Origin of the sequence: Roseateles cavernae, assembly GCF_040187885.1 — a bacterium.
Classification (GTDB): domain Bacteria; phylum Pseudomonadota; class Gammaproteobacteria; order Burkholderiales; family Burkholderiaceae_C; genus Roseateles_E; species Roseateles_E cavernae.
Map to the genome: position 1 here is coordinate 89,598 of NZ_JBDPLH010000009.1, position 24,086 is coordinate 113,683.

The 24,086-nt window shown below is 70.2% G+C and carries 26 protein-coding genes; 25 read left to right on the forward strand and 1 reads right to left on the reverse strand.

Translation table 11 applies throughout. From position 1 onward, the window contains the following. Positions 1–7 precede the first annotated feature (7 nt). From flgC to ABGI63_RS20465, 11 genes are read left to right on the forward strand one after another with little or no spacing between them, the layout of a single operon-like run. Entirely contained in the window at positions 8–436 is a 429-nt protein-coding gene (gene flgC, locus ABGI63_RS20415) for a flagellar basal body rod protein FlgC (RefSeq protein ID WP_137943409.1), read from the forward strand. After that, a complete protein-coding gene (locus ABGI63_RS20420) occupies positions 433–1,092 on the forward strand; it encodes a flagellar hook capping FlgD N-terminal domain-containing protein (protein WP_349744287.1) in 660 nt (219 codons plus the stop codon). Before flgC ends, ABGI63_RS20420 begins: the two co-directional genes overlap by 4 nt. A 20-nt stretch (positions 1,093–1,112) precedes the next feature. Next, positions 1,113–2,336: a flagellar hook protein FlgE gene (locus ABGI63_RS20425; RefSeq protein ID WP_137943407.1), complete on the forward strand. Its 1,224-nt coding sequence runs from the start codon at positions 1,113–1,115 to the stop codon at positions 2,334–2,336. 2 nt (positions 2,337–2,338) lie between these two features. After that, positions 2,339–3,064: a flagellar basal body rod protein FlgF gene (locus ABGI63_RS20430; RefSeq protein WP_349744289.1), complete on the forward strand. Its 726-nt coding sequence runs from the start codon at positions 2,339–2,341 to the stop codon at positions 3,062–3,064. Between the two features lie 18 nt (positions 3,065–3,082). Beyond that, on the forward strand, positions 3,083–3,871 hold the full coding sequence (flgG, locus tag ABGI63_RS20435) for a flagellar basal-body rod protein FlgG (RefSeq protein ID WP_171018290.1): 789 nt from the start codon (positions 3,083–3,085) through the stop codon (positions 3,869–3,871). Beyond that, the gene (gene flgH, locus ABGI63_RS20440) at positions 3,871–4,521 is read left to right on the forward strand and encodes a flagellar basal body L-ring protein FlgH (protein WP_262972896.1); all 651 of its coding nucleotides are present in this window, start codon (positions 3,871–3,873) and stop codon (positions 4,519–4,521) included. Before flgG ends, flgH begins: the two co-directional genes overlap by 1 nt. Before the next feature lie 13 nt (positions 4,522–4,534). Beyond that, the gene (locus ABGI63_RS20445) at positions 4,535–5,638 is read left to right on the forward strand and encodes a flagellar basal body P-ring protein FlgI (RefSeq protein ID WP_349744290.1); all 1,104 of its coding nucleotides are present in this window, start codon (positions 4,535–4,537) and stop codon (positions 5,636–5,638) included. Next, a complete protein-coding gene (locus ABGI63_RS20450) occupies positions 5,638–6,009 on the forward strand; it encodes a rod-binding protein (RefSeq protein WP_349744291.1) in 372 nt (123 codons plus the stop codon). Before ABGI63_RS20445 ends, ABGI63_RS20450 begins: the two co-directional genes overlap by 1 nt. Next, positions 6,006–7,355: a flagellar hook-associated protein FlgK gene (gene flgK / locus ABGI63_RS20455; RefSeq protein ID WP_349744293.1), complete on the forward strand. Its 1,350-nt coding sequence runs from the start codon at positions 6,006–6,008 to the stop codon at positions 7,353–7,355. The genes ABGI63_RS20450 and flgK overlap by 4 nt, the downstream gene beginning before the upstream one ends. A 16-nt stretch (positions 7,356–7,371) precedes the next feature. Further along, positions 7,372–8,274: a flagellin N-terminal helical domain-containing protein gene (locus ABGI63_RS20460; protein ID WP_349744294.1), complete on the forward strand. Its 903-nt coding sequence runs from the start codon at positions 7,372–7,374 to the stop codon at positions 8,272–8,274. A gap of 13 nt (positions 8,275–8,287) precedes the next feature. Beyond that, the gene (locus tag ABGI63_RS20465) at positions 8,288–9,385 is read left to right on the forward strand and encodes a hypothetical protein (RefSeq protein WP_349744295.1); all 1,098 of its coding nucleotides are present in this window, start codon (positions 8,288–8,290) and stop codon (positions 9,383–9,385) included. 5 nt (positions 9,386–9,390) lie between these two features. Here ABGI63_RS20465 and ABGI63_RS20470 read toward each other — a convergent pair whose 3' ends face one another. After that, the gene (locus tag ABGI63_RS20470) at positions 9,391–10,164 is read right to left on the reverse strand and encodes a transporter substrate-binding domain-containing protein (protein WP_349744296.1); all 774 of its coding nucleotides are present in this window, start codon (positions 10,162–10,164) and stop codon (positions 9,391–9,393) included. A gap of 309 nt (positions 10,165–10,473) precedes the next feature. On the opposite strand from ABGI63_RS20470, the gene ABGI63_RS20475 reads away from it, so the two are divergent. Genes ABGI63_RS20475 through ABGI63_RS20540 form a run of 14 tightly spaced genes read left to right on the forward strand, consistent with a single transcriptional unit; the run spans position 10,474 to position 24,033 of the window. Continuing rightward, positions 10,474–10,776 carry a hypothetical protein gene (locus tag ABGI63_RS20475; RefSeq protein WP_349744297.1) on the forward strand — a complete coding sequence of 101 codons (303 nt, stop codon included), beginning with the start codon at positions 10,474–10,476 and terminating at the stop codon, positions 10,774–10,776. Further along, positions 10,776–11,351, forward strand: coding sequence for a Pvc16 family protein (locus ABGI63_RS20480; RefSeq protein WP_349744299.1), 576 nt, complete (start codon positions 10,776–10,778; stop codon positions 11,349–11,351). The genes ABGI63_RS20475 and ABGI63_RS20480 overlap by 1 nt, the downstream gene beginning before the upstream one ends. Next, positions 11,348–12,130, forward strand: a complete 783-nt coding sequence (locus tag ABGI63_RS20485; protein WP_349744301.1) for a hypothetical protein — start codon at positions 11,348–11,350, stop codon at positions 12,128–12,130. The genes ABGI63_RS20480 and ABGI63_RS20485 overlap by 4 nt, the downstream gene beginning before the upstream one ends. Positions 12,131–12,155: 25 nt before the next feature. Further along, entirely contained in the window at positions 12,156–13,970 is a 1,815-nt protein-coding gene (locus ABGI63_RS20490) for a phage tail sheath family protein (protein ID WP_349744303.1), read from the forward strand. A 14-nt stretch (positions 13,971–13,984) separates the two neighbouring features. Then, a complete protein-coding gene (locus ABGI63_RS20495; protein WP_349744304.1) occupies positions 13,985–14,425 on the forward strand; it encodes a phage tail protein in 441 nt (146 codons plus the stop codon). A gap of 16 nt (positions 14,426–14,441) precedes the next feature. Beyond that, complete coding sequence (locus ABGI63_RS20500) at positions 14,442–16,391, forward strand: phage tail sheath C-terminal domain-containing protein (RefSeq protein ID WP_349744305.1); 1,950 nt, start codon at positions 14,442–14,444, stop codon at positions 16,389–16,391. Between the two features lie 11 nt (positions 16,392–16,402). Then, positions 16,403–16,930: a phage tail protein gene (locus ABGI63_RS20505; protein ID WP_349744307.1), complete on the forward strand. Its 528-nt coding sequence runs from the start codon at positions 16,403–16,405 to the stop codon at positions 16,928–16,930. Between the two features lie 2 nt (positions 16,931–16,932). Further along, positions 16,933–17,736, forward strand: coding sequence for a CIS tube protein (locus tag ABGI63_RS20510; RefSeq protein WP_349744308.1), 804 nt, complete (start codon positions 16,933–16,935; stop codon positions 17,734–17,736). Between the two features lie 16 nt (positions 17,737–17,752). Continuing rightward, positions 17,753–17,911, forward strand: coding sequence for a hypothetical protein (locus ABGI63_RS20515; protein ID WP_349744310.1), 159 nt, complete (start codon positions 17,753–17,755; stop codon positions 17,909–17,911). A 21-nt stretch (positions 17,912–17,932) separates the two neighbouring features. Then, on the forward strand, positions 17,933–19,000 hold the full coding sequence (locus ABGI63_RS20520; RefSeq protein WP_349744312.1) for a phage late control D family protein: 1,068 nt from the start codon (positions 17,933–17,935) through the stop codon (positions 18,998–19,000). Further along, positions 18,997–19,689 carry a phage baseplate assembly protein V gene (locus ABGI63_RS20525; RefSeq protein WP_349744314.1) on the forward strand — a complete coding sequence of 231 codons (693 nt, stop codon included), beginning with the start codon at positions 18,997–18,999 and terminating at the stop codon, positions 19,687–19,689. The genes ABGI63_RS20520 and ABGI63_RS20525 overlap by 4 nt, the downstream gene beginning before the upstream one ends. A 7-nt stretch (positions 19,690–19,696) precedes the next feature. Further along, a complete protein-coding gene (locus ABGI63_RS20530; protein WP_349744315.1) occupies positions 19,697–21,331 on the forward strand; it encodes a hypothetical protein in 1,635 nt (544 codons plus the stop codon). A gap of 4 nt (positions 21,332–21,335) precedes the next feature. Beyond that, entirely contained in the window at positions 21,336–21,779 is a 444-nt protein-coding gene (locus ABGI63_RS20535) for a GPW/gp25 family protein (protein WP_349744317.1), read from the forward strand. Beyond that, on the forward strand, positions 21,769–24,033 hold the full coding sequence (locus tag ABGI63_RS20540) for a putative baseplate assembly protein (protein WP_349744318.1): 2,265 nt from the start codon (positions 21,769–21,771) through the stop codon (positions 24,031–24,033). The genes ABGI63_RS20535 and ABGI63_RS20540 overlap by 11 nt, the downstream gene beginning before the upstream one ends. The last annotated feature ends 53 nt before the right edge of the window (positions 24,034–24,086 follow it).

The window sequence follows — 24,086 nt, forward strand, 5'->3', positions numbered from 1 at the left end:
AGCGGCGATGTCATTCAAGCAGATCAGCCAGATCGCGGGCTCGGCCATGTCGGCCCAGACCACGCGTCTGAACACCATCGCCAGCAATCTGGCCAATGCGCAGTCGGCCTCGGGCTCCGAGGCCGATACCTACCGGGCCCGCAAGCCGGTGTTCGCCGCGCTGGCCGCCCGCGAGGGCCTGGGCGAGCAGCAGCTGGCCGGCAGCCGCGTCCAGGTGCTGGACGTCGTCGAGAGCGAGGAGCCGCTGCGCAAGGTCTACGAGCCCGAGCATCCGCTGGCCAACGAGGCCGGCGAGGTGTTCTATCCGAACGTCAATCCGGTCGCCGAGATGACCGACATGATGTCGGCCTCGCGCGCCTTCGAGACCAATGTCGAGGTGCTGGGCCGTGTCAAGGCGATGCAGCAGTCGCTGCTGCGCCTGGGAGAGGGCCAATGAGCGCGGTCACGAACGACACCAGCAGCAACAGCGCCGGCGCCGCCAGCAAGGCCGTCGGCAGCAATGGCGAGGTCTCGCAGCTGTTCACCACCTTGCTGGTGGCCCAGATCAAGAACCAGAACCCGCTGGAGCCGACCGACCCCAGCGAGTTCGTCAACCAGCTGACCCAGCTGAGCCAGATGGAGACCTTGCAGCAGCTGACCGCGCAGGGCGCCAGCAATGCCGGCATGCTGTCCAGCCTGCAGATGCTGACCCTGGGCGCCCAGGTCGGCTCCACCGTGCAGGCGCGCGTCGAGCAGCTCAAGCTCGACAAGCAGCCGGTCGACACCCACTTCACGCTGGACGGCAATGCCAACCCGGCCACGCTGGTGCTCAAGGGCGCCGATGGCGTCGAGAAGCGCGTCGATCTGGGCCCGCGCACCGCCGGCGCCAACAGCTACAAGCTGGACCCGGCCGCGCTGGGCCTGGCCAGCGGCAGCTACGAGGTGCGCATCGAGAACGAATCCAAGCAGGCCACGGCGGTCGAAGTCGTCGCCGAGCTGCGCAGCGTGCGCCTGACCGGCGACGGCGGCGCCTTGCTGCAGCTGGGCGCGCTGGGCGAGATCACGCCGGCCGCCATCACCCAGTTCAAGGGCCGCGCCGCGGCCAATTCCTAAATTCACGCGAAGGGCACATCATGAGTTTCGAAATCGCACGCTCGGGCATCAACGCGGTCAGCGGCAGCCTGGAAGCCATCAGCAACAACATCGCCAACTCCGGCACCTACGGCTTCAAGTCCAGCCGCGCCAATTTCTCGGCCATGTACTCGGGCACGCAGATGAACGGCGCCGAACTCAGCTCGATGTCGCAAAGCATCGAGAAGAGCGGCGGCCTGTTCAACACCGGCCGCGGCATGGACGCGATGATCCAGGGCCGCGGCTTCTTCGCCGTCAAGGACGATTCCGGCCAGCAGGTCTTCACCCGCGTGGGCATCTTCAATGTCGACAAGGACGGCTTCGTCGTCGATGCCAACGGCCGCAAGGCCCAGGGCTATGGCGTGGTGGTCGATGCCACCGGCAAGCCGGTCCCGGGCGCGGGCCTGGGGGCGCTGGGCGATCTGAAGGTGCCGACCGGCCAGATCGGCGCCGAAGCCAGCACCAAGCTGGCATTCAACGGCAATCTGTCGGCCGATTGGACCGTGCCCGGTGCGCCCGGCCCGCTGCCGGCCTTCAATGCCAATGATCCGACGACCTTCAACAGCTCGATCACCTCGGTCGTGCACGACTCGTTGGGCAGCGTGCACAAGGTGACCCAGTACTTTGTCAAGACCGCCGCCAATGCGGTGACGGTGCGCTACAGCTTCGACGGCGCGATGCAGCCGGCCACCCAGGCGCTGGGCTTTGACGGCAACGGCAAGCTGACCGGCCCGCTCGCTCCGGTGACCTTCGGCCCGGTAGCCATCGCCGGCGGCGCCGCGCCGCTGAGCTTCGATATCGACTACAAGGGCACGACCCAGTACGCCGGTGACACGACGACGCTGACCAACACCGCCGATGGCTATGCCGCCGGCACGCTGACCGGCACCGCGATCACCGACGACGGCAGCATCGTCGCCAGCTACAGCAACGGCAAGAAGCAGACCGTCGGCACCCTGGCACTGGCGACCTTCGCCAACGAGAACGCGCTGCAGGCCGTCAACGACACCAGCTGGGAGGCCAATGACGCCACCGGCGCCGCGCTGTTCTCGCGCCCCGGCTCGGCCACGGCCTCCAAGCTGACCGTCGCCGCGATCGAGCAGTCCAACGTCGACATGACCGGCGAGCTGGTCAATCTGATGTCGGCCCAGCGCAACTACCAGGCCAACACCAAGGTCATCTCGGCTGAGAACGAGATGATGCAGAACCTGATGCAGGCTGTCTGACGATGGATGCGCTGATCTACACCGTGATGAGCGGCGCCGAGCGCGTGCAGCGCGCTCAGCAGGTGCATGCCAACAATCTGGCCAATCTGGAGACGCCGGGCTTTCGCGCCAATATCGAGCAGTCCAACGCCCGCCAGGTCGAGGGCTACGGCTATGCGGCCCGGCATCTGAACGAGCTGGTCAGCGATGTGGTCAGCGCCCGCGAGGGCACGCAGCGCGAAACCGGGCGCGAGCTCGATGTCGCGCTGCAGGGCCAGGGCCTGTTCGCCGTGCAGTACGGCAATGGCGAGGCCTATACCCGCGCCGGCAACTTCACGCTGGATGCCGAGGGCAATCTGCTGCTGGGCAAGCATCCGGTGCTGGGCGACGGCGGGCCGATCAATCTGCCGCCGCACAGCAAGGTCGAGATCGGCGCCGACGGCACGATCTCGATCCAGACGCCCGGCACCGCCGAGCTGCAGCCGGTCGACAAGCTCAAGCTCGTCAAGCCCGAGTTCGCGCAGCTGATCAAGAACGAGGCCGGCCTGCTGGTCGGCCGCGACGGCGCGGCGCTGGCGGCCGACGAGACGGTGAGGGTCGGCAGCGGCCGGCTCGAGTCCAGCAATGTCTCGGCCGTCGAGGAGATGGTCACGACCATGAGCCTGGCGCGCGATTTCGAGCTGCAGATGAAATTGTTCAAGGCCGCCGACAGCATGGCCGACGCAGGCAACCGCCTGGTGCGTGAGTAAGAAACACAGGAGTACACGATGAACCCAGCAATGTGGATCAGCAAGACCGGCGTGCAGGCGCAAGACGCCAAGCTGCAGGCCATCGCCAACAACCTGGCCAATGTCAACACGGTGGGCTTCAAGCGCGACCGGGTGATGTTCGAGGACCTGTTCTACCAGGTCGAGCGCCAGCCCGGCGCCGCCGGCGAGGACGGTGCGGCCGCGCCGGCCGGCGTGCAGCTGGGCAATGGCACGCGCATGGTCGGCACGCAGAAGGTCTTCACCAGCGGCAGCCTGCAGACCACCGGCCAGAGCATGGATGTGGCCATCGTCGGCCAGGGCTTCCTGCAGGTCGAGGGCCCGAACGGCCGCCCGGCCTACACCCGCGCCGGCCAGCTGCAGGTCAACTCGGAAGGCCGCCTGACCAATGCCCAGGGCCTGCGCCTGCAGCCCGAGATCACCGTGCCGGCCAATGCCACCGCGATCACGATTGCCGAGAACGGCACCGTCAGCGCCACCGTGGCCGGCGCCGCCGCACCGACCGAGCTGGGCCAGCTGCGCCTGACGAGCTTCGTCAACCCGACCGGCCTGCTGGCCCTGGGCGACAACATCTACCAGGAAACCACCGCCAGCGGCGCGCCGACCGAGGGCGTGCCGGGGGCCGATGGTCTGGGCAAGCTCAAGCAGGGCGCGCTGGAAGGCTCGAATGTGCAGGTGGTCGAGGAGATGGTCGACATGATCGCCGCCCAGCGCACCTACGAGATGAACACCAAGGTGCTGTCGGCGGCCGACAATATGCTGCAGTACCTGTCGCAGGCGGTGCGCTGATGCGCGCGGTCGGCTCGCTCCTCATCGTCGCGGCCCTCCTGGGCGGCTGCGCCAGCCTGCAGCCGCCGGCCTTGCCCGAGGCCGAGCCGGCCCCGCTGCCGGCGCTGGCCCAGGCGCCTGCCAAGGCACGCGCCGGTGGCGTCTTCGTCGCCGGCCGCACCGCCAGTCTGACCGCCGACACGCGCGCCTTCCGCGCCGGTGACGTGCTGACCGTGGTGCTGATGGAAACCACCCAGGCCAGCAAGAGTGCCGGCACCCAGCTGGGCAAGAACAGCAGCGCCGGCTTCTCGGCCAGCCTGCGCGACAAGTCCTCGGACGGCTCGCTGGAAGCACAGCGCGATTTCAACGGCCGCTCATCGAGCAGCCAGCAGAACACCTTGCAGGGCGCGATCACCGTGGTTGTCCACGAGGTGCTGCCCAACGGCCTGCTGAAGGTGCAGGGCGAGAAGAGCGTCTACCTGAACCAGGGCGAGGAGCTGATACGGCTGGGCGGCTATGTGCGCGCCGCCGATGTCGACAACGACAACCGCGTCTCCTCGCAGCGTGTCGCCAATGCCCGCATCAGCTACAGCGGCACCGGCCATATGGCCGAGGCCAACACTCCCGGCTGGCTGACGCGCTGGTTCGTCAGCGCGCTGATGCCATTCTGAAGAAAGACAAGCGATGAAGAGCATCTGCATCCTGGCCCTGAGCCTGGCCGCCGGCCTGCTGAGCCTGCCCAGCCATGCCGCCCAGGCACTGGGCCAGCTGGTCAGCATCGAGGGCGTGCGCGACAACCAGCTGCTCGGCTATGGCCTGGTGGTCGGCCTGAACGGCAGCGGCGACAGCACCCAGGTCAAGTTCTCGGGCCAGTCGATCAACAATCTGCTCAAGCAGTTCGGCGTCAAGCAGCCCGATCGCACCGAGGCCAAGAGCAAGAACGTCGCCACCGTGATGGTCAGCGCCACCTTCCCGAGCGGCTACCGGCGCGGCCAGCCCATCGATGTGACCGTGTCCTCGCTGGGCGATGCCAAGAGCCTGCGCGGCGGCGTGCTGCTCTTGACCCAGCTGCATGCGGCCGATGGCGAGGTCTATGCGCTGGCCCAGGGCAATCTGGTGGTCGGTGGCCTCAATGCGCAGGGCCAGAGCGGCTCCAGCGTCACCGTCAACACGCCCACCACCGGCCGCATCCCGAACGGGGCGACGGTGGAGCGCGAGATCGAGAGCGATTTCGACAGCCGGCCCAGCGTGCAGCTGAGCCTGAAGCGCCCCAATTTCCAGACCGCCACCTCCATCGTCGAGACCATCAACCGCCGCTACGGCGAGATCGCCAGCACCCGCGACGCCACCAGCGTCGAGGTGCAGGCCCCCGCCAACCCGACCCAGCGCGTCGCCTTCATGGCCGGGCTGCAGGCGCTCAAGGTCGAGGTTGGCGCCGAGCTTCCCAAGGTCATCTTCAACTCGCGCACCGGCACCGTCGTGATCGCCGATGGCGTGCGCGTCAAGCCGGCGGCGGTCTCGCATGGTTCGCTGAAGGTCGTGATCAGCGAGCGGCCCCAGGTCAGCCAGCCCCAGCCCTTCAGCCAGGGCCAGACCCAGGTGACGCCGCAGTCGCGCGTCGCGGTCGACCAGGGCAACGGCCGCATGCTGCGCTGGCCGGCCGGCGCCAGCCTGCAGGCCATCGTCGACACCATCAACAGCATCGGCGCGAACCCGGACGATCTGATGGCCATCCTGCAGGCCCTTGACCAGGCCGGCGCGATCGAAGGCGAATTGCAGGTGATCTGATGCTGAAAATCGACACACCACTGAATCCCGCCGCGACTGGCGCCGCTGCGGAGGCCGACGCGGTCCGTCTGCAGGCGCGCGCCACCGAGGCGGCCGAGAAGTTCGAGGCCTTCTTCATCAAGCAGATGATGAGCCAGATGCGCTCGGCCACCCGCGCGCTGGCCGACGATGACAGCCCGCTGAAGAACAAGGTCAACGAGGACATGATGGACATGGCCGACGGCCTGGTGGCCGATGCGATGGCCGGCCAGCGTGCCTTCGGCATCGCCGACCTGATGCTCAAGCAGATCCTGCCGAAGGTCAATTTAAGTCCGGCCGGCGTGGCGTCGCCTTCCCGAGTTGACGAGTCCAACCAGGGCATCCAGCCATGAGCATGATTTTCAACGCGCTGTCGGGCGCGATCGCCGCCCAAGCGGCGCTCAGCACCAACAGCCAGAACATCGCCAACGCGATGACGCCGGGCTACACCCGCCAGGGCGTGCTGCTGGGCTCGGTCCAGCCGGGCAGCAGCGGCAGCAATGCGGCCGGTGCCGGCGTGGCCGTCTCGGGCCTGCTGCGCTTCAACGACGGCTACAAGTCGCTGCAGATGTGGCAAGCGGCCTCGAATCTGGGCCAGTACAAGGCCGGTCAGCCCTATCTGAACCAGTTGGAGCAGGTGATGTCGGACGACACCTCCAACATCAACCAGGGGCTCGATGCCTTCTTTGCCGCGCTCAATGCCGCCAGCGTGCAGCCCGATTCGGGCCCCCTGCGCGAGCAGGTGATCACCGCGGCCGACGGCCTGGTCAAGCGCGTCGGCAGCCTGCAAAGCCTGCTGAGCGGCCAGCAGACCGCACTGCTCGCGCAGCGCGGCGCGGCCATCGACCAGGTCAACAGCCATACCCAGAGCATCGCGCTGCTGAACAAGCAGATCGCCGCGGCCCAGGCCACCGGCATCAACACCTCGGGCCTGCTCGATGCGCGCGACCAGCAGGTCGATGCGCTGTCCTCGCTGGCCGGCCTGCAGGTCGTCAACCAGCCGGACGGCACGATCAGCGTCTCGCTGAAGAACGGCCAGCCGCTGGTGCTGGGCAGCGAAGCGGCGCTGATGAGCCAGAACGCCGGCGACCTGGAGCTGAGCTTCGCCAACAGCACCTTCAAGGTGCTGGGCCAGAACCTGGGCGGCCAGCTTGGCGGGCTGCAGGACTTCGAGACCCAGGTGCTCAAGCCGATGCAGAGCTCGATCGGCGAGCTGGCCCAGGGCATTGCGACGAGCTTCAACACCCAGCTCGCGGCCGGTGCCGCGCCACCGGTCGTCGGCCCGGGCCAGCCGCTGTTCGACTACAGCGGCGGCAAGCTCAAGCTGACCGGCCTCACCGCGATGCAGCTGGCCTTTGCCGCGCCGGGCGGTGCGATCGGCGACAGCAGCAATCTCAAGGCCCTGGTCGGGCTGAAGAGCCAGACCATCAGCGTCGACGGCAAGCTGACCGTGATGGGCGATGTCTACACCCAGCTGGTCGGCAAGCTGGGTGTGCAGAGCCAGCAGAACATCGCCGCGCAGAAGACCGCGATCACGGTGCGCGACCAGGCCGAGGAAAGCTGGAAGTCCACCAGCGGCGTCAACAACGACGAAGAGGCCATCAGCCTGATGCAGTACAAGCAGATGTACGAGGCCAATATGAAGGTCGTCGCGGTGGCCAATGCCTTGTTCGACAGCACGCTGGCGATGATTCGCTGACAGGAGAGACCGGACTATGCGTATCGCCAGCAACCAATACCACGCCACGATGAACAGCGCGCTGCAGGCGGCCAATAGCGGGCTGAGCCGCGTGATGCAGCAGATGGCCTCGGGCAACCGCGTCATGCTGCCCTCTGACGACACCATCGCGACGGTGCGCCTGGCCCGGCTGTCCCGCGAGGAGGCGGCGCTGGACCAGTACCGCAGCAATGCCGGTGCACTGAAGACCCGGCTGCAGGCCAACGAGGTCACGCTGGACTCGATGAAGAACGACTTGATGATGGCCCGCGATCTGCTCGTCTGGGCCGCCGACGGCGCCAACACGCCGGCCGATGTGGCCGCGATGGCGACCTCGCTGGAAGCGCTGCGCGACAGCCTGTTCTTCGCCGCCAACAGCCGCAATGCCGAGGGCAAGTACCTGTTCTCGGGCACCGCCACCGATGTCGCGACCGTGACCGATACCGGCGCCGCACCGCCGGCCCGCTATGCCCAGAATGCGGCCGTCAACGGCCTCACGCAGGACGTTGCGGTCGGCGACGGCGTGACCCTGGCCGCCAATGTCTCGCTGGGCAGCCTGGGCTTCGCCGCCTTCCTGAACAAGCTCGACGCGGCGGCCACCGCTTTCAAGACCGGCAGCTACACCGGCACCACCGCGCGCGACCAGCTGGTCGAGACCGATCTGATGCTGGACGGCATCAGCGGCCAGATCAGCGTGCTGGGCGGGCGCCAGAATGTGCTGCAGACCATGGCCGACAACCAGGCCGCGATCAGCCTGGCCAACAAGCAGGCCTATATCGACCTGGCCCAGCTCGACTATGGCGAGGCCTCGGTGCGCCTGAACAGCCACACGCTGGCGGTGCAGGCCACGCAGAAGGCCTATGCCAAGGTCAGCCAGCTGAGCCTGTTCAACGCTTTCTGAATCGGACCGGCTCTTGCAAATCCCCGTCGTTCATAGCCCCCAGCGTGCCAGCGAAGTGCTGCAGCGCAGCGGCGCCAGCAGCCCCAGCACAGGCATCGCGCTGGACACGCTGCCAGCACTGCGCCGCGTCGCGCCGCAAGACCTGGCCCCCGCCGGCGCTGCCACGCCCGGCACGAGCGGCAGTGCCGGCAAGCACCGGACCAGCCCGTTTCGCGAGCCCGGGCAGCAGCAGCGCCTGGGCGAGCTGCAGCAAGGCCTGGCCTATGCCGAGCGCCTGGGCCAGGCCCTGCAAGATCTGAAGAGCGGGCTCAGCCGCGCGCTGGCCCAGCCGCAGCTCGCCGGCCGGCAGGCCTTGCCCGCCAAGCTGGAAGCCGTCCAGCAAGCCTGGCAGGCCCGCGCCGGCGAGAGTGGCGGCCAGCTCGACGCGCGCTTGCAGCCGGTGGCCGAGGGCGAACAGCCGCGCCAGCTGTTCCGCGTGCGCGGCCTCGATGTCCAGGCGCTCAGCAGCGCCGGCGCCGAGACGCTGAGGCTGGCCATGCCCGGCCAGTCGCGCGCAACCCTGGTGCCGCTCGACGGCCAGGGTCTGCAGCGCGGCCTGCAGAGCCTGCAGCGTGCGCTGGCAGCGACCGATATGCGAGTGCACAGCCAGGGCGGCGAGCTGCTGTTCAGCGCGCCCGAATCGCAATGGCCGGCGTTCCGAGACGGCCTGAGCCTGCGCGGCGACGGCAAGCGCTTCCCCAGCGGCCAGATGGTGAGGGCCTTGCTGGATCCGCAGCCCGACGCGATCACCCCATCGGGCTGGCAGCTCGACGACAGCCAGGCCCAGCGCCACAGCCTGGTCCAGGTGCTGGACGCCCAGGCGAAGCTGGACCGTGCCCAGCAGCAGCTGAGCCAGCGCCTGGACAGCGCCGCCGCGCTGACGGCCCAAGCCAATACCATCACCAGTAGCGCCAGCTCGGCCGCGCAGCAAGCCCGTTTCGCGGCGGGCTTTCGCGCCGAGGCCAGCGAGCAGGTGCTGGACTTCGAGCGCCTGAGCGCGCTGGCGCCGGCCCTGCTGGGCCTGCATCGAAATCAGGTGCAACAGCTGCTGCTGCCGCCCGGCCAGGCCTGAGCGTCTCAGGGCCTGCGCTCGACGGCGTAGGCTCGCATCAGCTCCTCGATCGTGCCTTTGCTGCGCAGCCGCTCCAGCGCGCTTTGCAGGCGCTCGACCAGCGCCGGATCGCTGTGCCGGTTCATCGCAAAGTAGTAGCCGCCCTGCTCGCTGAGCGGCGCCAGCCTGAGCACCTCGCTGCTGGCCATGCCGGCCTGGCGCAGATTCCATGCCATGCCCAGCTCGGTGTCCACCATCGCGTCGATCCAGCCCAGGCGCAGCTGGCGCAGGATGGCGGCATTGCTCGCGTCGGCCACCAGGGCCGCAGGCGGCACGCCGGCGTCCAGCAGGTCCTGGGCCGCCGCCTCGCCGCGCACGACGCCGTAGCGGAGCAGGGGCAGGTCCTTGCGGTCCCGGATCGTGGCCGTGCCGCCGGCGCGTCCCCAGACCCAGGTGCTGCGCGACAGGATAGGGCCTATCCAGATGAAGTCGTGCTCGCGCGAGGGACGCCGCACCGTTGTATAGACCATCGCGTTGGGGCTCTTCAGCGCGGCGGCATAGGCGCGCGCCCAGGGCACGCTGTCGATCAGGCAGCGCAGCTCGGCTTCGGCGCACAGCGCGCGCAGGATGTCGGTCGCCACCCCCTTGAGCTCGCCGCGCTCGCTGTAGTTGTAGGGCGGCCATTCCTCGGTGTAGGCGTTCAGCACCGGCGTGCCGGCCTGGGCCCATGCGCCGGCACTGGCGATCCATAAGGGCAGGGCTGACAGCGCTGATCGAAGGAGTCGGTGCAGGGCAAACAAGGCAAAAGGGGTGGCGGCTGGCGATGCGCACAGCATGCCAGCTTTGCGTGGCACCGCGTTGACGGCAAGGACAAATCTGTCCATGCGCGTGGACAAATACGTCTTTGCCGCTGCGCGACGCGGCCGTCCCGCAGCGCGGCCACATCCGGCCTCGAATGCGGGAGGACAAAGCCGTCCACGCCCGCCTGCCGCAGTAAAGAAAAACATCCAGCACAACAAGCACTTAGCGAGTACCGGCGGGCTGGCATCTTCCGTGCATGCAACGTCGCCATCAAGCTGGGGGAGGCCCCGAGCATGGATCCCGACATCATGTCCGTCGTTCAGCATCTGGCGCGCTATCTGTGCGCCCACCCGCAAGCCTGCGACAGTGCCGAAGGCATCTCGCTTTGGTGGGGGGCTGCGGCCGAGCAGGGCGCGGCGGTCGGCGTGGTCGAGGCGGCGCTGCAGTGGATGGCGGCCTGCGGTGTGGTCGAGACCTGGCAGGCCGCCGATGGCCGGGTGCTCTATCGCGGCGCCCGCGGCGATGCGCATCTGCTGGCCCGGCTGCAGGCGCTGGCGGCCGATCCGCGCGCGCTGCTGCCCGGCGGCCCGGCGCCGAGGAGCTTGCACTGATGGCCGGCGTCACCGCCATCCATGCGCTGTGCAGCGGGCTGGCCCAGCATCTGTCGCGCGCCTATCAGCTGCGCCCGATCGCCGGCCTGAGCTGCAAGTTCGAGCCGGCCGGCGTGAGCGAGCTGAAGAAGCTCGATGACCAGGACAGCATGCTGACCCTGATGGTCTGGCGCATCGGCCACAACGAGCAGTTGCGCAACCGTCCGGCGCTGCAGCTGCCGCAGGGCCGCGTCGCAGCGCTGAGCCTGAACGTGCATCTGCTGCTGAGCGTCTGGGCCGATACCGCGATGAAGGAGCAATCGCTGCTGGGCTGGGTCCTGCGCGAGCTGCTGCAGCGGCCGGTGCTGGACGCCAGCGTGCTGGGTGAGGGCTTCGGCCCCGACGAGCAGGTGCCGCTGCTGGCCGAGGACCTGTCGCTCGACGAGCTCAGCAAGCTCTGGCAGGTGCTGCTGCCGCCGCTGCGGCCCTCGCTGGGCTTTGTCGCCCGCAATGTGATGCTGGAACTCGATCCCGAGCCGGACCACGGGCCGGTGCTGGCGCGCCGCATCGCGCTCGGTGCGGAGGTCCGGTCATGATGGAGCGCCTAGACCGCCGCATCTTCGGCGCCATCGAGTTCGTCGATGCGCTGAGCGATGCGCCGCTGCGGGCGCCGCTGCACATCGACGCCCCGGGTCTGCGCCTGCTGCCCAATCGCCGCGGGCTCTATGTGATCCATGCGGTCGACGCTGAAGACGATTACACCCGCGCCTTCGACGATCCGCCGGCCGTGCCGCCGCGCCGCGACTTCCGGCTGACTATCCACGACCCGCAGCAGCACTACCTGCCGCAGACCCTCACGCTGGCCCTGCCGCGCCTGCTGCCGCAGCCGGGCGTGCCGCTGGACGATGTCGACAATGCGCAGCGGCCACTGCGGGTCCGGCTCTATCCCTCGGCCGACCGGCCCCTGCGGGCGGCCTGGGCCGTGCTGCGCCTGGCCGTTCAGCTGCCGGGCGGGGTGGGCCTGGCCAATGTCGTGATCGAGGCCCAGCCCCGGCTGGCCGGCCAGCCGCTGCGCCACACGCTGACCGATGCCCATGGCGAGGCCTTGCTGGTGATTCCCGGCATGCCGGCCATCCTGCCGGACGCCGGTGGTCCGGCCGGCCTGAGCCGCGAGTTCAGGCTGGGCCTGCAGCTGCTGCTGGACCCGGCCGTGGTCGTGCGCAGCGATGCGGCGGCTGTTCCCGTGCCCGATCTGCGCGCGGTGCTGGCGCGGCGCGAGGCCGGCGTGCCAGCGCTGCGCGTCATCAGCCCCGCCGACCCCTTGCTGAGCGCGGGCAGCAGCCGGCGCCATGTGGAGACCGTGTCATGGCCCTGAACTGCGGCCACCCAGGAGGTGCATCGTGCCCGAATACCTAGCCCCAGGCGTCTATGTCGAGGAAGTCAGCTTCCGCTCCAAATCCATCGAGGGCGTGGGCACCAGCACCTGCGCCTTTGTCGGCCCGACCCGCAAGGGCCCGGTCGGCGGCGCGCCCGAGCTGCTGACCAGCTTTGCCGACTTCGAGCGCATCTATGGCGGCATCGACGATCTGGCCTTCGACGGCGACACCGTCGATGCGCACCGGCGCAACTACATCGCCCATGCGGCCCAGGCCTTCTTCAACAACGGCGGCGGCCGGCTTTATGTGGCGCGGGCCCAGTCCGGCGATGCCCGGGCGGCCGTGGCGCCGCCGCTGCTGGCCGCCGCCGATGCGGCCGATCCGCCACGCGCGGTCTTCGAGGCCCGCTTTGCCGGCACACATTTCAACGGCGCCGTCATCACGGTGCAGCAGGTGCTGACGCCGATCGGCAAGGCCGCGATCAGCGCCGTACCCGACGGCAGCCTGCTGCGCATCCACCGCAAGAATCCCGCCGCAACCCTGGAAGGCCTGTGGGGCAAGGCCGCCGACGCCTGGAGCCGCATCGGCGAGGCGCCAGCGGCGGTGGACCCGCCGCTGCCGGCGATCACCACGCTGCCGGCCGATTTCGACCCGGTCAACTTCTCGGCCTCTCTGCTGAGCTTCGACCTGACGGTGGCGACCAGCGACGGTGCCAGGGCCCAGTACGAAGGCGCCAGCCTGGGCAGCGGCCAGCCGCAGTTCATCGGCCGGCTGCTGTCGGCTGCGCCGGCCCGCCGGGCCGAGGCCCTGGTGCAGCCGATCGCGCTGAAGACCCGGGGTGCGATCGGCGCGCCCGAGCTGCTGGCGGTGCTGGGTGGCGGCCGTGCCGATGCCAATGGCATCGAACCCAGTGTGCGTTTCACGCTGGCCGGCGGCACCGACGGTGCCGCACCCGATGCCGGCGAATACCAGGCCGGGCTGGACCTGCTGATCGCGCTGGAGGATGTCTCGGTGGTTGCCGCGCCGGGCTACTCGGCCTTTGCCGATATCAGCCAGGGGGCGGTTTATCGTTCGATCCAGGAAGCGCTGCTGAGCCATGTGGCCGACGCGCGCCGCTACCGCATGGCGGTGCTCGATGCGCCGCCCGATGTCACGGCCACCGAGATGCGCGATCTGCGCGGCCTGGTCGATTCGACCCGGGGCGCGCTCTACTACCCCTGGGTCGTGCTGGCCAACCCGCTGGCCGGCCCCGGCAGCAGCCAGCCGGCCGAGATCCAGCTGCCGCCCTCGGGCTTTGTCTGCGGCATCTACGCACGCAATGATGTCGAGCGCGGCGTGCACAAGGCGCCGGCCAACGAGATCGTGCGCGGTGCCTTGCGCTTCCATCCCAATGTCAACTTCGGCCAGCAGGAGCTGCTGAACCCGATCGGCGTCAACTGCCTGCGCCAGCTCGACGGGCGCGGCCTGCGGGTCTGGGGCGCGCGCACGATCTCCAGCGACCCGGAATGGAAGTACGTCAATGTGCGGCGCTACTTCAACTACCTTGGCGCGTCGATTGATCGCGGCACGCAGTGGGCGGTGTTCGAGCCCAATGGCGAGATGCTGTGGGCCAATGTGCGCGGCACCATCGCCGACTTCCTCTACAACGAGTGGCGCAATGGCGCGCTCTTGGGCGCCAAGCCCGAGCAGGCCTTCTTCGTGCGCTGCGACCGCACGACGATGACGCAGAACGACCTCGACAACGGCCGGCTGATCTGCCTGGTCGGCGTGGCCGTGATCAAGCCCGCCGAGTTCGTGATCTTCCGCGTCGGCCAGAAGACGGCCGACGCCAAGTCCTGAGCCAGGAGCCGACGATGATTCAACGCGACACCCCTTACGGCGCCTTCAACTTCCAGGTCGATCTGGGCAATGGCGTGGCCGGCGGCTTCTCCGATGTCTCGGGCCTGGTGACCGAGATGACGGTGGCCGAATACCGCAACGGCAACGAGGCCGAGAACCATGTGCGCAAGATCCCGGGCGTGCACAAGGTCGGCGACGTCACGCTCAAGCGCGGCCTGATCGGCAGCGCCGATCTGTTCCAGTGGATCAAGCAGACCCGCACCGAGGGCTACAAGGCCAAGCGCACCGTGGTCATCCATCTGCAGGACGAGGCCCGCGACGGCCCGGTCGCGACCTGGCGGCTGCAGGGCGCCGTGCCGCTGAAGTACACCGGCCCCACGCTGGCCGGCAAGGGCGGCGGCGATGTCGCGATGGAAGAGCTGGTCCTGTCCTGCGAAGGCTACGAGATCGAGTAGGTCTCGCGACTGCACCATGTCCAGCCATCCCCAAGCCCTCACCGGATTGAGCTTCGAGCTGGCGCCGCCGCGCCCGTCCCATGCTCTGCGCAGCGATATCGCGCTCTTCGTCGGAACGCTCGCGCGGCGTCGGCGCGTGGCCAGCGATGCGCCGCAGGCGCTGCCGGTCGTGCTGAGCCGCTGGCTGGCCGGGCAGGGCATAGCCCGGGTCGGCGGCCTGCCGCTGGCGCGGCTGCGCCTGAGCCTGGCCTCGGCCGGCGCCTTCGTGGCAGACCTGCTGGCGCAGGCCGCCGATCTGGCGGAGCGGGCGCGACTGAGCACGCTGCTCGATCAGCGGCTGAACACGCCGGGCCGCCGCGCCGCCTTCGCTGCCTTGCTGGACGCCTGCCGCCAGCTGAGCGCCTTGCCCGAGAGCCTGGTCGAGGCGCTGCGGCTGCGCGGCCTGACACCGGATACACGGCCGGGCGCCTTGCCGGGCGATGATGTTCTGGAGGGCTGGCTGCGGGTGCAGACCCTGCTGAATCTGCCGGTCGCGGTCGAGAGCTTCGAGCAGGTTGATGCGCTGTTCGCCTGGGAGCAGCGCGGCGTGCGCGAGCGGGTGCTGCGCCCCGGCGACCCGATCGTGCCGACGCCCACCGGCGTGGCCTTGCGGGCCTTCTTCGGCGAGGGCGGGCGGCGCGCCTACATCGTGCGCAGCGGCGACCCGAGCTGCCTGTTCGAGTCGGCCGGCGAGCGCTTCAACAGCTGCTTCCCCGAGCCGGCCACGCGGGAGCGCTGCGCGCAGCTGCCCGGTGTGCAGGCCATCGTGCGGCGCGGTTTCCTCAGCGGCTTGCGGCCCGGCGGCCGGCCGGTCGCGCTGTCGGCGGCCGACTGGGTCGGGCTGGAGCATGTCTATGGCCTGAACGATGTCGCGTTCGCGCTGCTGCCCGATCTGGTCGATGCCTGCGCGCAGAGCCTGGGCGGCGAGCCGGCGCCGCCCGAAGTGATCGCCGCACCCGAGCGCTTCCGTGAATGCGCGGTCGAGGCGCCCGGCCCCGCGGCACCGGCCGGGCGGCGCCTGCCGGCGCCGCGTCTGAACAGCCTGGGCCTGGCGGTCTGGCGCCGCCTCTTGCTGCGGGCGCTGAATCTGCTGGACAACCCCGGCCGCCCCTTCCACCGCCGCGATGTGCAGCTGCTGGCCTCGCTGCCGCTGCTGGGCGAGGGCCGCGAGCTGCCGGCGCCCGATCAATGGCTGCTCTGGATGGCGCGGCAGCCCGGCTGGATGCGGCCGGCCGAGGATGGCGAGGGCGAGCTGCTCAGTGACCGGCTGCAGCTGGCCTATCCCTGGCTGCGTACCGACGCGAGCGCTGACGCGCAAGGCGGTGTCGAGGCGCCCGAGGGCAGCCTGGCCGGCCTGCTGGCCCGCAGCGCGCTGGAGCGCGGCAGCTACCGCTCGGCCGCGCGGCAGCGCATCTACCGCTACCAGGACAGCGAACCGCCTCTGGCCTGGACCCAGGCCCTGCATTACAGGCAGTGGACGCCGCTGGGCGAGCTGAGCCTGGCCCAGCGCGTTTGCCTGCTGGGCCCGAGCCCGCGCGGGCCGCAGCTGCTGTCGGATGTGTCCTGCGCGGCCGACCCGCGCACCCGCCAGGCGGCGGTGCGCCGGCTGATCAATGTCGTGATCCAGGCCGCCCGGCAGGCCGGCGAGGAACTGGTTTTCGAGGCCCATGGCGAGGCCTTGTGGGCGCGGGTGCGCGAGCGCCTGAGCGATCTGATGCGGGCACTGCTGAGCGCCGGCGCGCTGTCCGGCGACGCTCAGGCCTTCGCGGTGCGCTGCGGCCGCGACACGATGCGGCAGAGCGATATCGACGCCGGCCGCCTGCTGGCCGAGATCGAGATCCAGCCGGCCCAGCCGATCCAGCGCATCGTCGTCGTGCTGAATCTGCGCGACGCAGGTCTGGCCCGGCTGCTGGCCGAGGCCGCCTGAGGCCAATGATCATGAACAAGCAGCAAACGCCCTGGTTCGGCAGCCGCTTCCATGTGGCCTTCACGCGCGAGCCCATCGCCGCGCGCGGCGGTGGCAGCGGCGAAAGCCTGGCCGAAGACCTGTGCGAGGGCGGCTTCGCCGAGGTCAGCGGCCTGGAGGCTTCGATGGAAGCCAAGACCATACGCGAGGGCGGGGCCAATTACGCGGTGCACCAGCGTGCCGGCCAGGTCAGCTTCGCCACCGTGGTGATCAAGCGCGGCATGGCGCCGGCGCGCGATCTCTGGCATTGGTGGGCCTTGTTCGCCGGTGCCGGTGCGCAGGACGGCGCCAACGACAGCCGGCGCAACGGTGCCTTCGCGCACCGCCTGACGGTGCGCATCTGCCTGCTCGATATCGACGGCACGCCGCTGCTGAAGTGGCGGCTGGAGCGCGCCATGCCGGTCAAGTTCAAGGCCGCCGAGCTGAGCGCCCGGGCCGCCGAGATCGGCATCGAGGAAATCCATCTGGCCCATGAAGGCCTTTACTTCGAGGCCCCCTGATCATGCGCATTCCCGACGAACACAAGGCCAAGCTCTACCGGGTCGATCAGGCCCATCCGAGCCAGGAGCCCAATGCGGACAGCCCGGACGCGGTGCTGGTGCAGTTCAATCCGCTGTCGCTGTCCTACACGGCCCAGAACACCTTGGAGAAGAAGGGGCGCGATGCCAGCGCCCGCCAGTTCGTCGCCCAGACCACGGCCAAGCTGGAGTTCGATCTGCAGTTCGACAGCAGCCATGACGGCGGCGATGTGCGCGCCGAGACCGACCGCATCAAGCAATTTCTCCAGCCGCTTGAACAAGGCCCGGCCTGCGACCGGGCGCCGCCGCTGGTCGGCATGCGCTGGGGCAGCTTTGTCTTCAAGGGCGTGCTGGAGTCCTTCCAGGAAACCCTGGACTTCTTCTCTGCCGAGGGCGTGCCGCTGCGCTCCCTGCTGAAGATCGCGCTGGCCTCGCAGGATCCGAAAGACGTGTTCGCATCCCTGCCGCCCGGCCACCCCGATGCCCATGCGGCCGCCGCCGCCGATATCAGCCTGGTGGCGCTGTCGGCGCGCGGCTCGGCCCTCGGTGGCATGCCTGGGCGTGCGCTGGCCGCCGCCAATGGCTTCGAGAGCCTGCGCCATCCGGCCGCGGCCGTGGCCGTGCTGAGCGGCGGCGTCGGCCTTTCTGCCGGCCTCGGCCTGCAGCCGGACGCGGCGCGCTCGACCAGCCTCACCGGCCAGTTCGCGCTGGGAGGCCAGGCCGTCGGCGCGGGGTCCAGCGGCATGAAAGCCGATATGGGGGCCCAGGCCCGCATCAAGTTCGACTGAACCGGAGACACCCACCATGGCCGTCGTGATCAATGAGATGGAGGTGCTGGAGCAGCCAGTGGCGGCGCCGGCGCCACCGGCCGCTGCTGCTGAGAGCCCCGCACCGGACGAGCAGGCGCTGCTGGCGCTGCTGGCACGCGAAACCTGGCGCCTCGAGCGCCGGCAGACCGACTGAGGAGCGCTCAGCATGGGTGATATGGCACTGTCCCGTCTGGCGCTGTACTCGCCGCGTCCGAGCGTGCATGTCGACGGGGCGGACAACCGCCAGCTCGCCGGCGCGCTGCTGTCGATGGCGATGCGCGAGCAGGAGGGCGGCATGTCCTCGCTGGAGATGGCCATCAGCGCCCATGGCCCGCGTGACGATGGCTCGGTCGGCCTGCTCTACGAGGACGAACGGCTGATCAAGCTGGGCACCCGGCTGACGCTCTTGTTCGGCGATACCGCGATCTTTGAGGGTCTGGTCAGCGCCATCGAGCTGGCGATCGATTCCGAGGGGCCGCCGCGCCTGCTGCTGCAGGCCGAGGACGCGGCCCAGCGCGCCCGGTTGCGGCGCCGCAGTGTCGTCCATGAGCAGCTGTCGCTGGCCGAGATCGCGCGCCGTCTGGCCGCCGACCTGGGGCTGTCGCCGGTGATCAGCGGCTTCGAGCAGAACCGTGAACTCGAGGTGCAGTTCAACGAGAGCGATCTGGCCTTTCTGCGCCGCCTGCTGGCTCGCGAGGGCGGCGATGTGCAGGTGAGCGGCCGCGAGTTGCAGGTGGCGCCACGCGGCCAGCTGCCGCGCCATGCCGTCAGCCTGCAGATGCACAGCCAGCTGCGCAAGCTCAGCGCGGTGGCCGATCTGGCCGACCAGGTCAGCGAGCTGCGGGTGACGGGCTTTGACTTCGCCGCCGGCCAGACTATTGCCGCCAGCGGCAGCGTGGCTACGCTCGGGCCAGGCCGTGGGCGCACGGGCGCGCAGCTGCTGCAGCAGGTATTCGGCGCGCGTGAACAGCTCAGCTCGCACCGGCTGGCGCTGAGCCAGGCCGAGGCACAGGCACTGGCACGGGCCGAGTTCGAGCAGCGCGCACGCCGCTTCGTTCGTGTCGATGGCATCTGCGAGGGCCATCCGGCGCTGCGTGTCGGCTGCCGGCTGAGCCTCGTCGATGTGTCGCCGCGCTTTGACAACGACTACGAGATCAGCGCCTGCACCCACCGCTTCGACGCCCGGCGCGGCTACGAGACCGAGTTCCGCGCCGAGGGCGCTTATCTGGGTGAGCCGGCATGACGCGCGACGACCTGCCCCTCACCGACTTCGGCCGGCCCGCGCACGCCCAGGCCATGCCTTATCTGGGCCAGGTCGTCGACGTCAATGATCCGCTGGGCCTGGCCCGCGTCAAGGTCTGGTTCTACAGCCTGGACAGCGAGCCCGCTGCAGCGGTCTGGGCCCGCGTCGCCTGCCCCTTTGCCGGCGAGCGGCGCGGCGGTTTCTTCATCCCCGATGTCGGCGACGAGGTGCTGGTCGTGTTTGTGCACGGCGACGCGCGCCACCCCATCGTCGTGGGCGGGCTGTGGAACGGTGCCGCCGCGCCGCCAGAAACCCTAGGTACCAGCGTCGACCGCTGGACCATCACCGGCAAGGCCGGCACGCGCATTGCCATCGTCGAGGCGGCCGACGGCCAAGCGATGATCGAATGCACGACGCCCGGCGGCGTCAGCCTGCGCATGCAGGAGGAGGGCGGCGGCAGGGTCGAGATCGAATGCGCCGGCAACACCGTGACGCTGGACACCCAGGGCGTGTCGGTGCTGACCTCGGCCAAGGTCACCGTGCAGGCCTCCTCGGTCGAGGTCAGTGCCGGCATGGTCAAGGTCGATGCCGGCATCTCCAGGTTCTCCGGCGTGGTCCAGTGCGATGTGCTGATGGCCAACTCGGTGGTCTCCAGCGCCTACACGCCCGGTGCGGGCAATATCTGGTGAGGCCGGCATGAACCAACTGCAGAGCCCCCGGCATCCGCTGCCCCATCCGGTTCATCTGAGCGGCCTGCGCGCCGGCGGCACCCGGCAGCCGGCGCCACCGCTGATCAATGAGCGGCGCGACCAGGACTTCATCGACGGCCTGCTGGCCGAGCTGGCCGATCCGCAGCGCCATGCGGCGCTGGCCACGCCGGCCCTGCAGGACGGCGCACTGCGCCTGTTCCAGCCGCTGCAGCGGGTCTTCAATCTGCTGGTGCTGGAAGCGTTCTGCGAGCAGCCCGGCCAGCCCCGGCTGGACCCGCGCCAGATCGATAGCAGCGGCTTCGTGCTGCGTCGTCTGCAGGGCCAGCGCAAGCTGGCCTGGCTGAGGCAGGGCAGCCGCGTGTTCGGCTGGGAGGCGGTCGATGAGGCGCTGGACCCGGCCCAGGAGCGCCGCGGCTGGGCCGCCCGGCTGGGGCATCCGGCCCTGAACGCACGGGCGCCGAGCCAGCAGCGCCTGCGCAGCGCCGGCAGCGAGCGCCTGGCCCACAGCAGCGCGGCGGTCAGCGAGGATGTGCAGCCGCTCTTCATCGCGCCGCCCGAGGTCTGCGGCGGCGCCGGCAAGACCCTGCTTTACGGCATGCTGAGGGTGTCCTCGGGCGAGCTCAGCGAGGCCGGGCCCAGCCCGACCCGCTTTGGCAGCGACGCGGCCGAGCGCGCGCTGCTGCGTGCCGACCTGGCGCTGTTCCTGCAGGCCCATGAGGCGCTGGCCCTGCCGCTGGCCGGCCGCAGCTTCAGCAGCGAGGACGCGCTGCTGGCCGCGCGCGGCGCCTCGGCCACGCTGGGCAAGCCGCAGTTCGACACGCTGGCCGGCCTGCTGGCCCTGCTGCAGCAGCTGCACGGCGAGTTCGATGCCTTTGGCGACGGCGCGGCGGCGCAGGGGCTGCAGGCGGCGCTGCGGCCGCTGCGGGTCGAGACCGACATCGCTGCCGTTGGCGGCCAGCCGGCCCGCGTCGAGCGCCGCAGCGCCTGGGACTTCCTGATCGAGGCCAAGGCCGTGCTGCTCGATGCCGAGGCCGGCGCCCGCCTGACGATGCCGCAGCGCTGGGGTGCCGTCAGCGGCGCCGAAGCCGACGCGATCTTCGAGGCCACGCTGGCCTGCTTGCAGCAGCAATTCGCCGCCGTGCTGCCGGCGGCGGGCCGTTTCGACGCGCCGGGCAGCGGGCCGGCGCCGCAGTATGTGGTGCGCGCCTTTGTGCGCCTGAAGCCGGTCCGGCCCGGCTGCGACGGCCGCCTGGTCTGGTCGGACTACAGCGCGCCGTTTTGCATCGCGCCCTGGTTCGAGTCCTCCGGCGCGCCGGTGCCGCTGATCCCTCTGCCCGATCTGTTCGACCGCGCCCAGCTGCGCCGCATCAAGCCCAGCGTGGCCTTCGCGCTGAGCCCCAGGCTGGCCAAGCTGCTGCGCAGCAAGGCCGACGAGCTGATCGAAGGCAAGGGCGACGCCGGCGACGGTCTGGGCCTGGGCTGGATCTGCTCCTTCTCGCTGCCCATCATCACCTTGTGCGCCTTCATCGTGCTCAACATCTTCCTGATGTTGCTGAACCTGATCTTCTTCTGGCTGCCCTTCCTGAAGATCTGCATCCCTATCCCCAAGGCCAAGGAGTAGTGCGATGAAGCCCGCCCCCCACGCGCTGCCGCCGGCCCTGGCAGCCCGCTATGCCGAGCCGATCGGCTGGCCGCTGCTGCCGCTGCCGGATGCGCTGGGCCAGCTGCACTACCCCGACCTGTCGCTCAGCGTGCGACAGCAGATCGAGGTGCTGCTGTCGACCCGGCCCGGCGAGCAGCTGATGCGACCCGGCTTCGGCGCCGGGCTGGAGAATCTGCTGACCGAGCCCAACACGGTGGCGACCCGGGCCCGCATCAAGGACCTGGTCGAGGACGCGCTCAAGCGCTGGGAGCCGCGCATCGTGGTCGACGGCGTGGCGGTCGAACCGGTGCTGTCCGCCGGGGTCGCCAGCGGCGTGCGCGTCGAGATCGCCTACCGGCTCAAGCGCGACGGCTCGCCGGCCCGCATCGGCCTTAGCCTGGTGATGGAGGCCCGCCATGCCGATTAAGCCCCCGGCCCTGGACGACCGCAGCTATGAGGACCTGGTGGCCGAGCTGCTGGCGCGCATTCCGGCCCACACGCCGGAATGGACCCATCCGCGCCCCGGAGACCCGGGCCGCACCCTGATCGAGCTGTTCGCCTGGCTGGGCGACACCTTGCTGTACCGCGCCAACCTGATCCCCGAGCGCCAGCGCCTGGCCTGGCTGCGCCTGCTCGGGCTGACGATGAAGCCGGCCCGCGCGGCCACCGGCCTGGTGGCGCTGCAGGTGAAGAGCGACAAACAGCCGGCTGCGGTCCAGGTGCCGGCCGGCGCGCTGATCGACAAGCCGCTGCCCTTCTCGACCTTGCAGCACTGCACTGCCTATCCCGTCGTCGGCCGCGCCTTTGTGCGCCGCCGCCTGGACGCCGACGAGCAGCAGGACTTCAATGCGCTGCTGCCCGATCTGCAGGCGGTTTACCGCGGCCTGGAAGGGCAGCCGCAGGGCTATGTGACGACCGAGGTGTTCGCCCCCGGGCAAGACCTGGCCCCGGGCGTGGACCTGATGACGGCCACGGTCGACGGCGCGCTGTGGCTGGCCCTGATGGCGCCCGGCGCCGCCCAGCACGCGCAGGCCCGCCAGACCCTGGCGCCCGATGCGCAAGGCCTGGCCCGCGCGCTCAATATCGGTCTGGCGCTGGCGCCGACCCTGCCGGAGGATGGCCGGGGCCTCGGCACCCGCCGGCCCTTGCCGCTGATCTGGGAGATGAGCGGCCCCGCGGGCGTGTTGACGGCGCTGGAGATGCTGGAGGACGGCACGCAGGGCCTGAGCCGCTCGGGCGTGCTGCGCCTGGCGCTGCCGCCGCTGTCACGCATCGGCGCACCGTCCAATGACCCGCGCGAGAATCTGCTGGCCGGCGTCGGCGCCGATGCGCCGCCGCGGCTGGACAGCGAGGCCGATGCGGCCCGGCTGATCGCCTGGCTGCGGCTGCGCGTGGCCGCGGACTTCCCGCTGGCCAGCCTGCGCCTGGCCTGGGCCGGCCTGCATGCGGTCGAGGTCGAGCAGCGCCAGGCCCTGGCGGACCGGGTGCTGGGCGTCTCCGACGGTGGCTCCGACCAGCGCTTCGAGCTGGGACTGGGGGCCCAGGACGGCGCCGAGCCCGAGGCGCTGCAATGCCGGGTCCACGACACCGTGCTCGGCAGCCGGCTCTGGCAACAGATCGACGACCTGGGCCGCGCCGGTCCGCTGGACGAGGTCTACCGCTTCGATGCCGAGGCCGGCAGCCTGCGCTTCGGCGACGGCATCCAGGGCCGTGTGCCCAGCACTGGCAGCCGCATCGTCGCGGCCGGCCTGCGGGTCGGCGGCGGTGCGCGCGGCAATCTGCCGGCCGGCACGCTGAGCAAGCTGGCCAGCGTCAGCGACTTGCTCAGCGGCGCCCGGCGGGCGCCGCTGCCCGCGATCGATGTCTGGCAGCCGCTGGCGCTGCGCGGCGGGGCCGATGCCGAGACCCTGGACGCAGCCGAGCGCCGCATCCCGGCTCATTTCCAGCACCGCGACCGTGTCGTCACCGCCGAGGACTACCGGCTGCTGGCGCGCGAGGCCCCCGGTGCTGCCGTCGGCCGGGTCGAGGTCTTGCCGCGCTTCAAGCCGCATGAGCGCCAGTCCGGTGTGCCCGGCGCGGTCTCGGTGATGGTGCTGCCGCAACGCGACAGCGAGGACCAGGGCGCGCCGCTGCCGCGTGCCGACCGGCCGCTGCTGGAAGCCGTCCACGGCTTTCTGAACGAGCGCCGGCCGCTGGCCACCGAGCTCTATGTGATCGGCTGCGAGTACCGCGCGATCGGCCTGGCCGTCGCGGTGCAGATCCGCGCGGGCCATGCGCGCGAAGTCGTGCTGACCGAGGTGCGGCAGGCGCTGCGCCGCTATCTGTGGCCGCTGCCGCTGGAGGCCTCGCCCTGGCCGGCCACGCCCGGCCAGGATGGCGGCTACCCGCTGGGCCGGCGCCTCGGGGATCGCGAGCTGGAGGTGGTCGTCGCGCGGGTCAGCGGCGTCGCCGGCGTCTCGCCGCTGCGCCTGTTCGAGCAGGGCGCCGATGGCGGCTTCACCGAGCTGCCCGGCGCCGGCAAGATCCCGACGACCCTGCTGCTGCAGCCCTGGCAGCTGCCGGAGTTGGTGGCGTTGGCCGTCATCGAAGGTGTCGATGCACCGGCCTCGCCTGAGTTGCCGCACAGCCCATCCAGTGCCGCCGCCGCACTGTTCCTCCCCGTCGTACCGGAGCTGTGCTGATATGAGCCCCCAGGTTCACTTTGTTCACTGCCCCCCGAGGGGGCGCTCAGCGC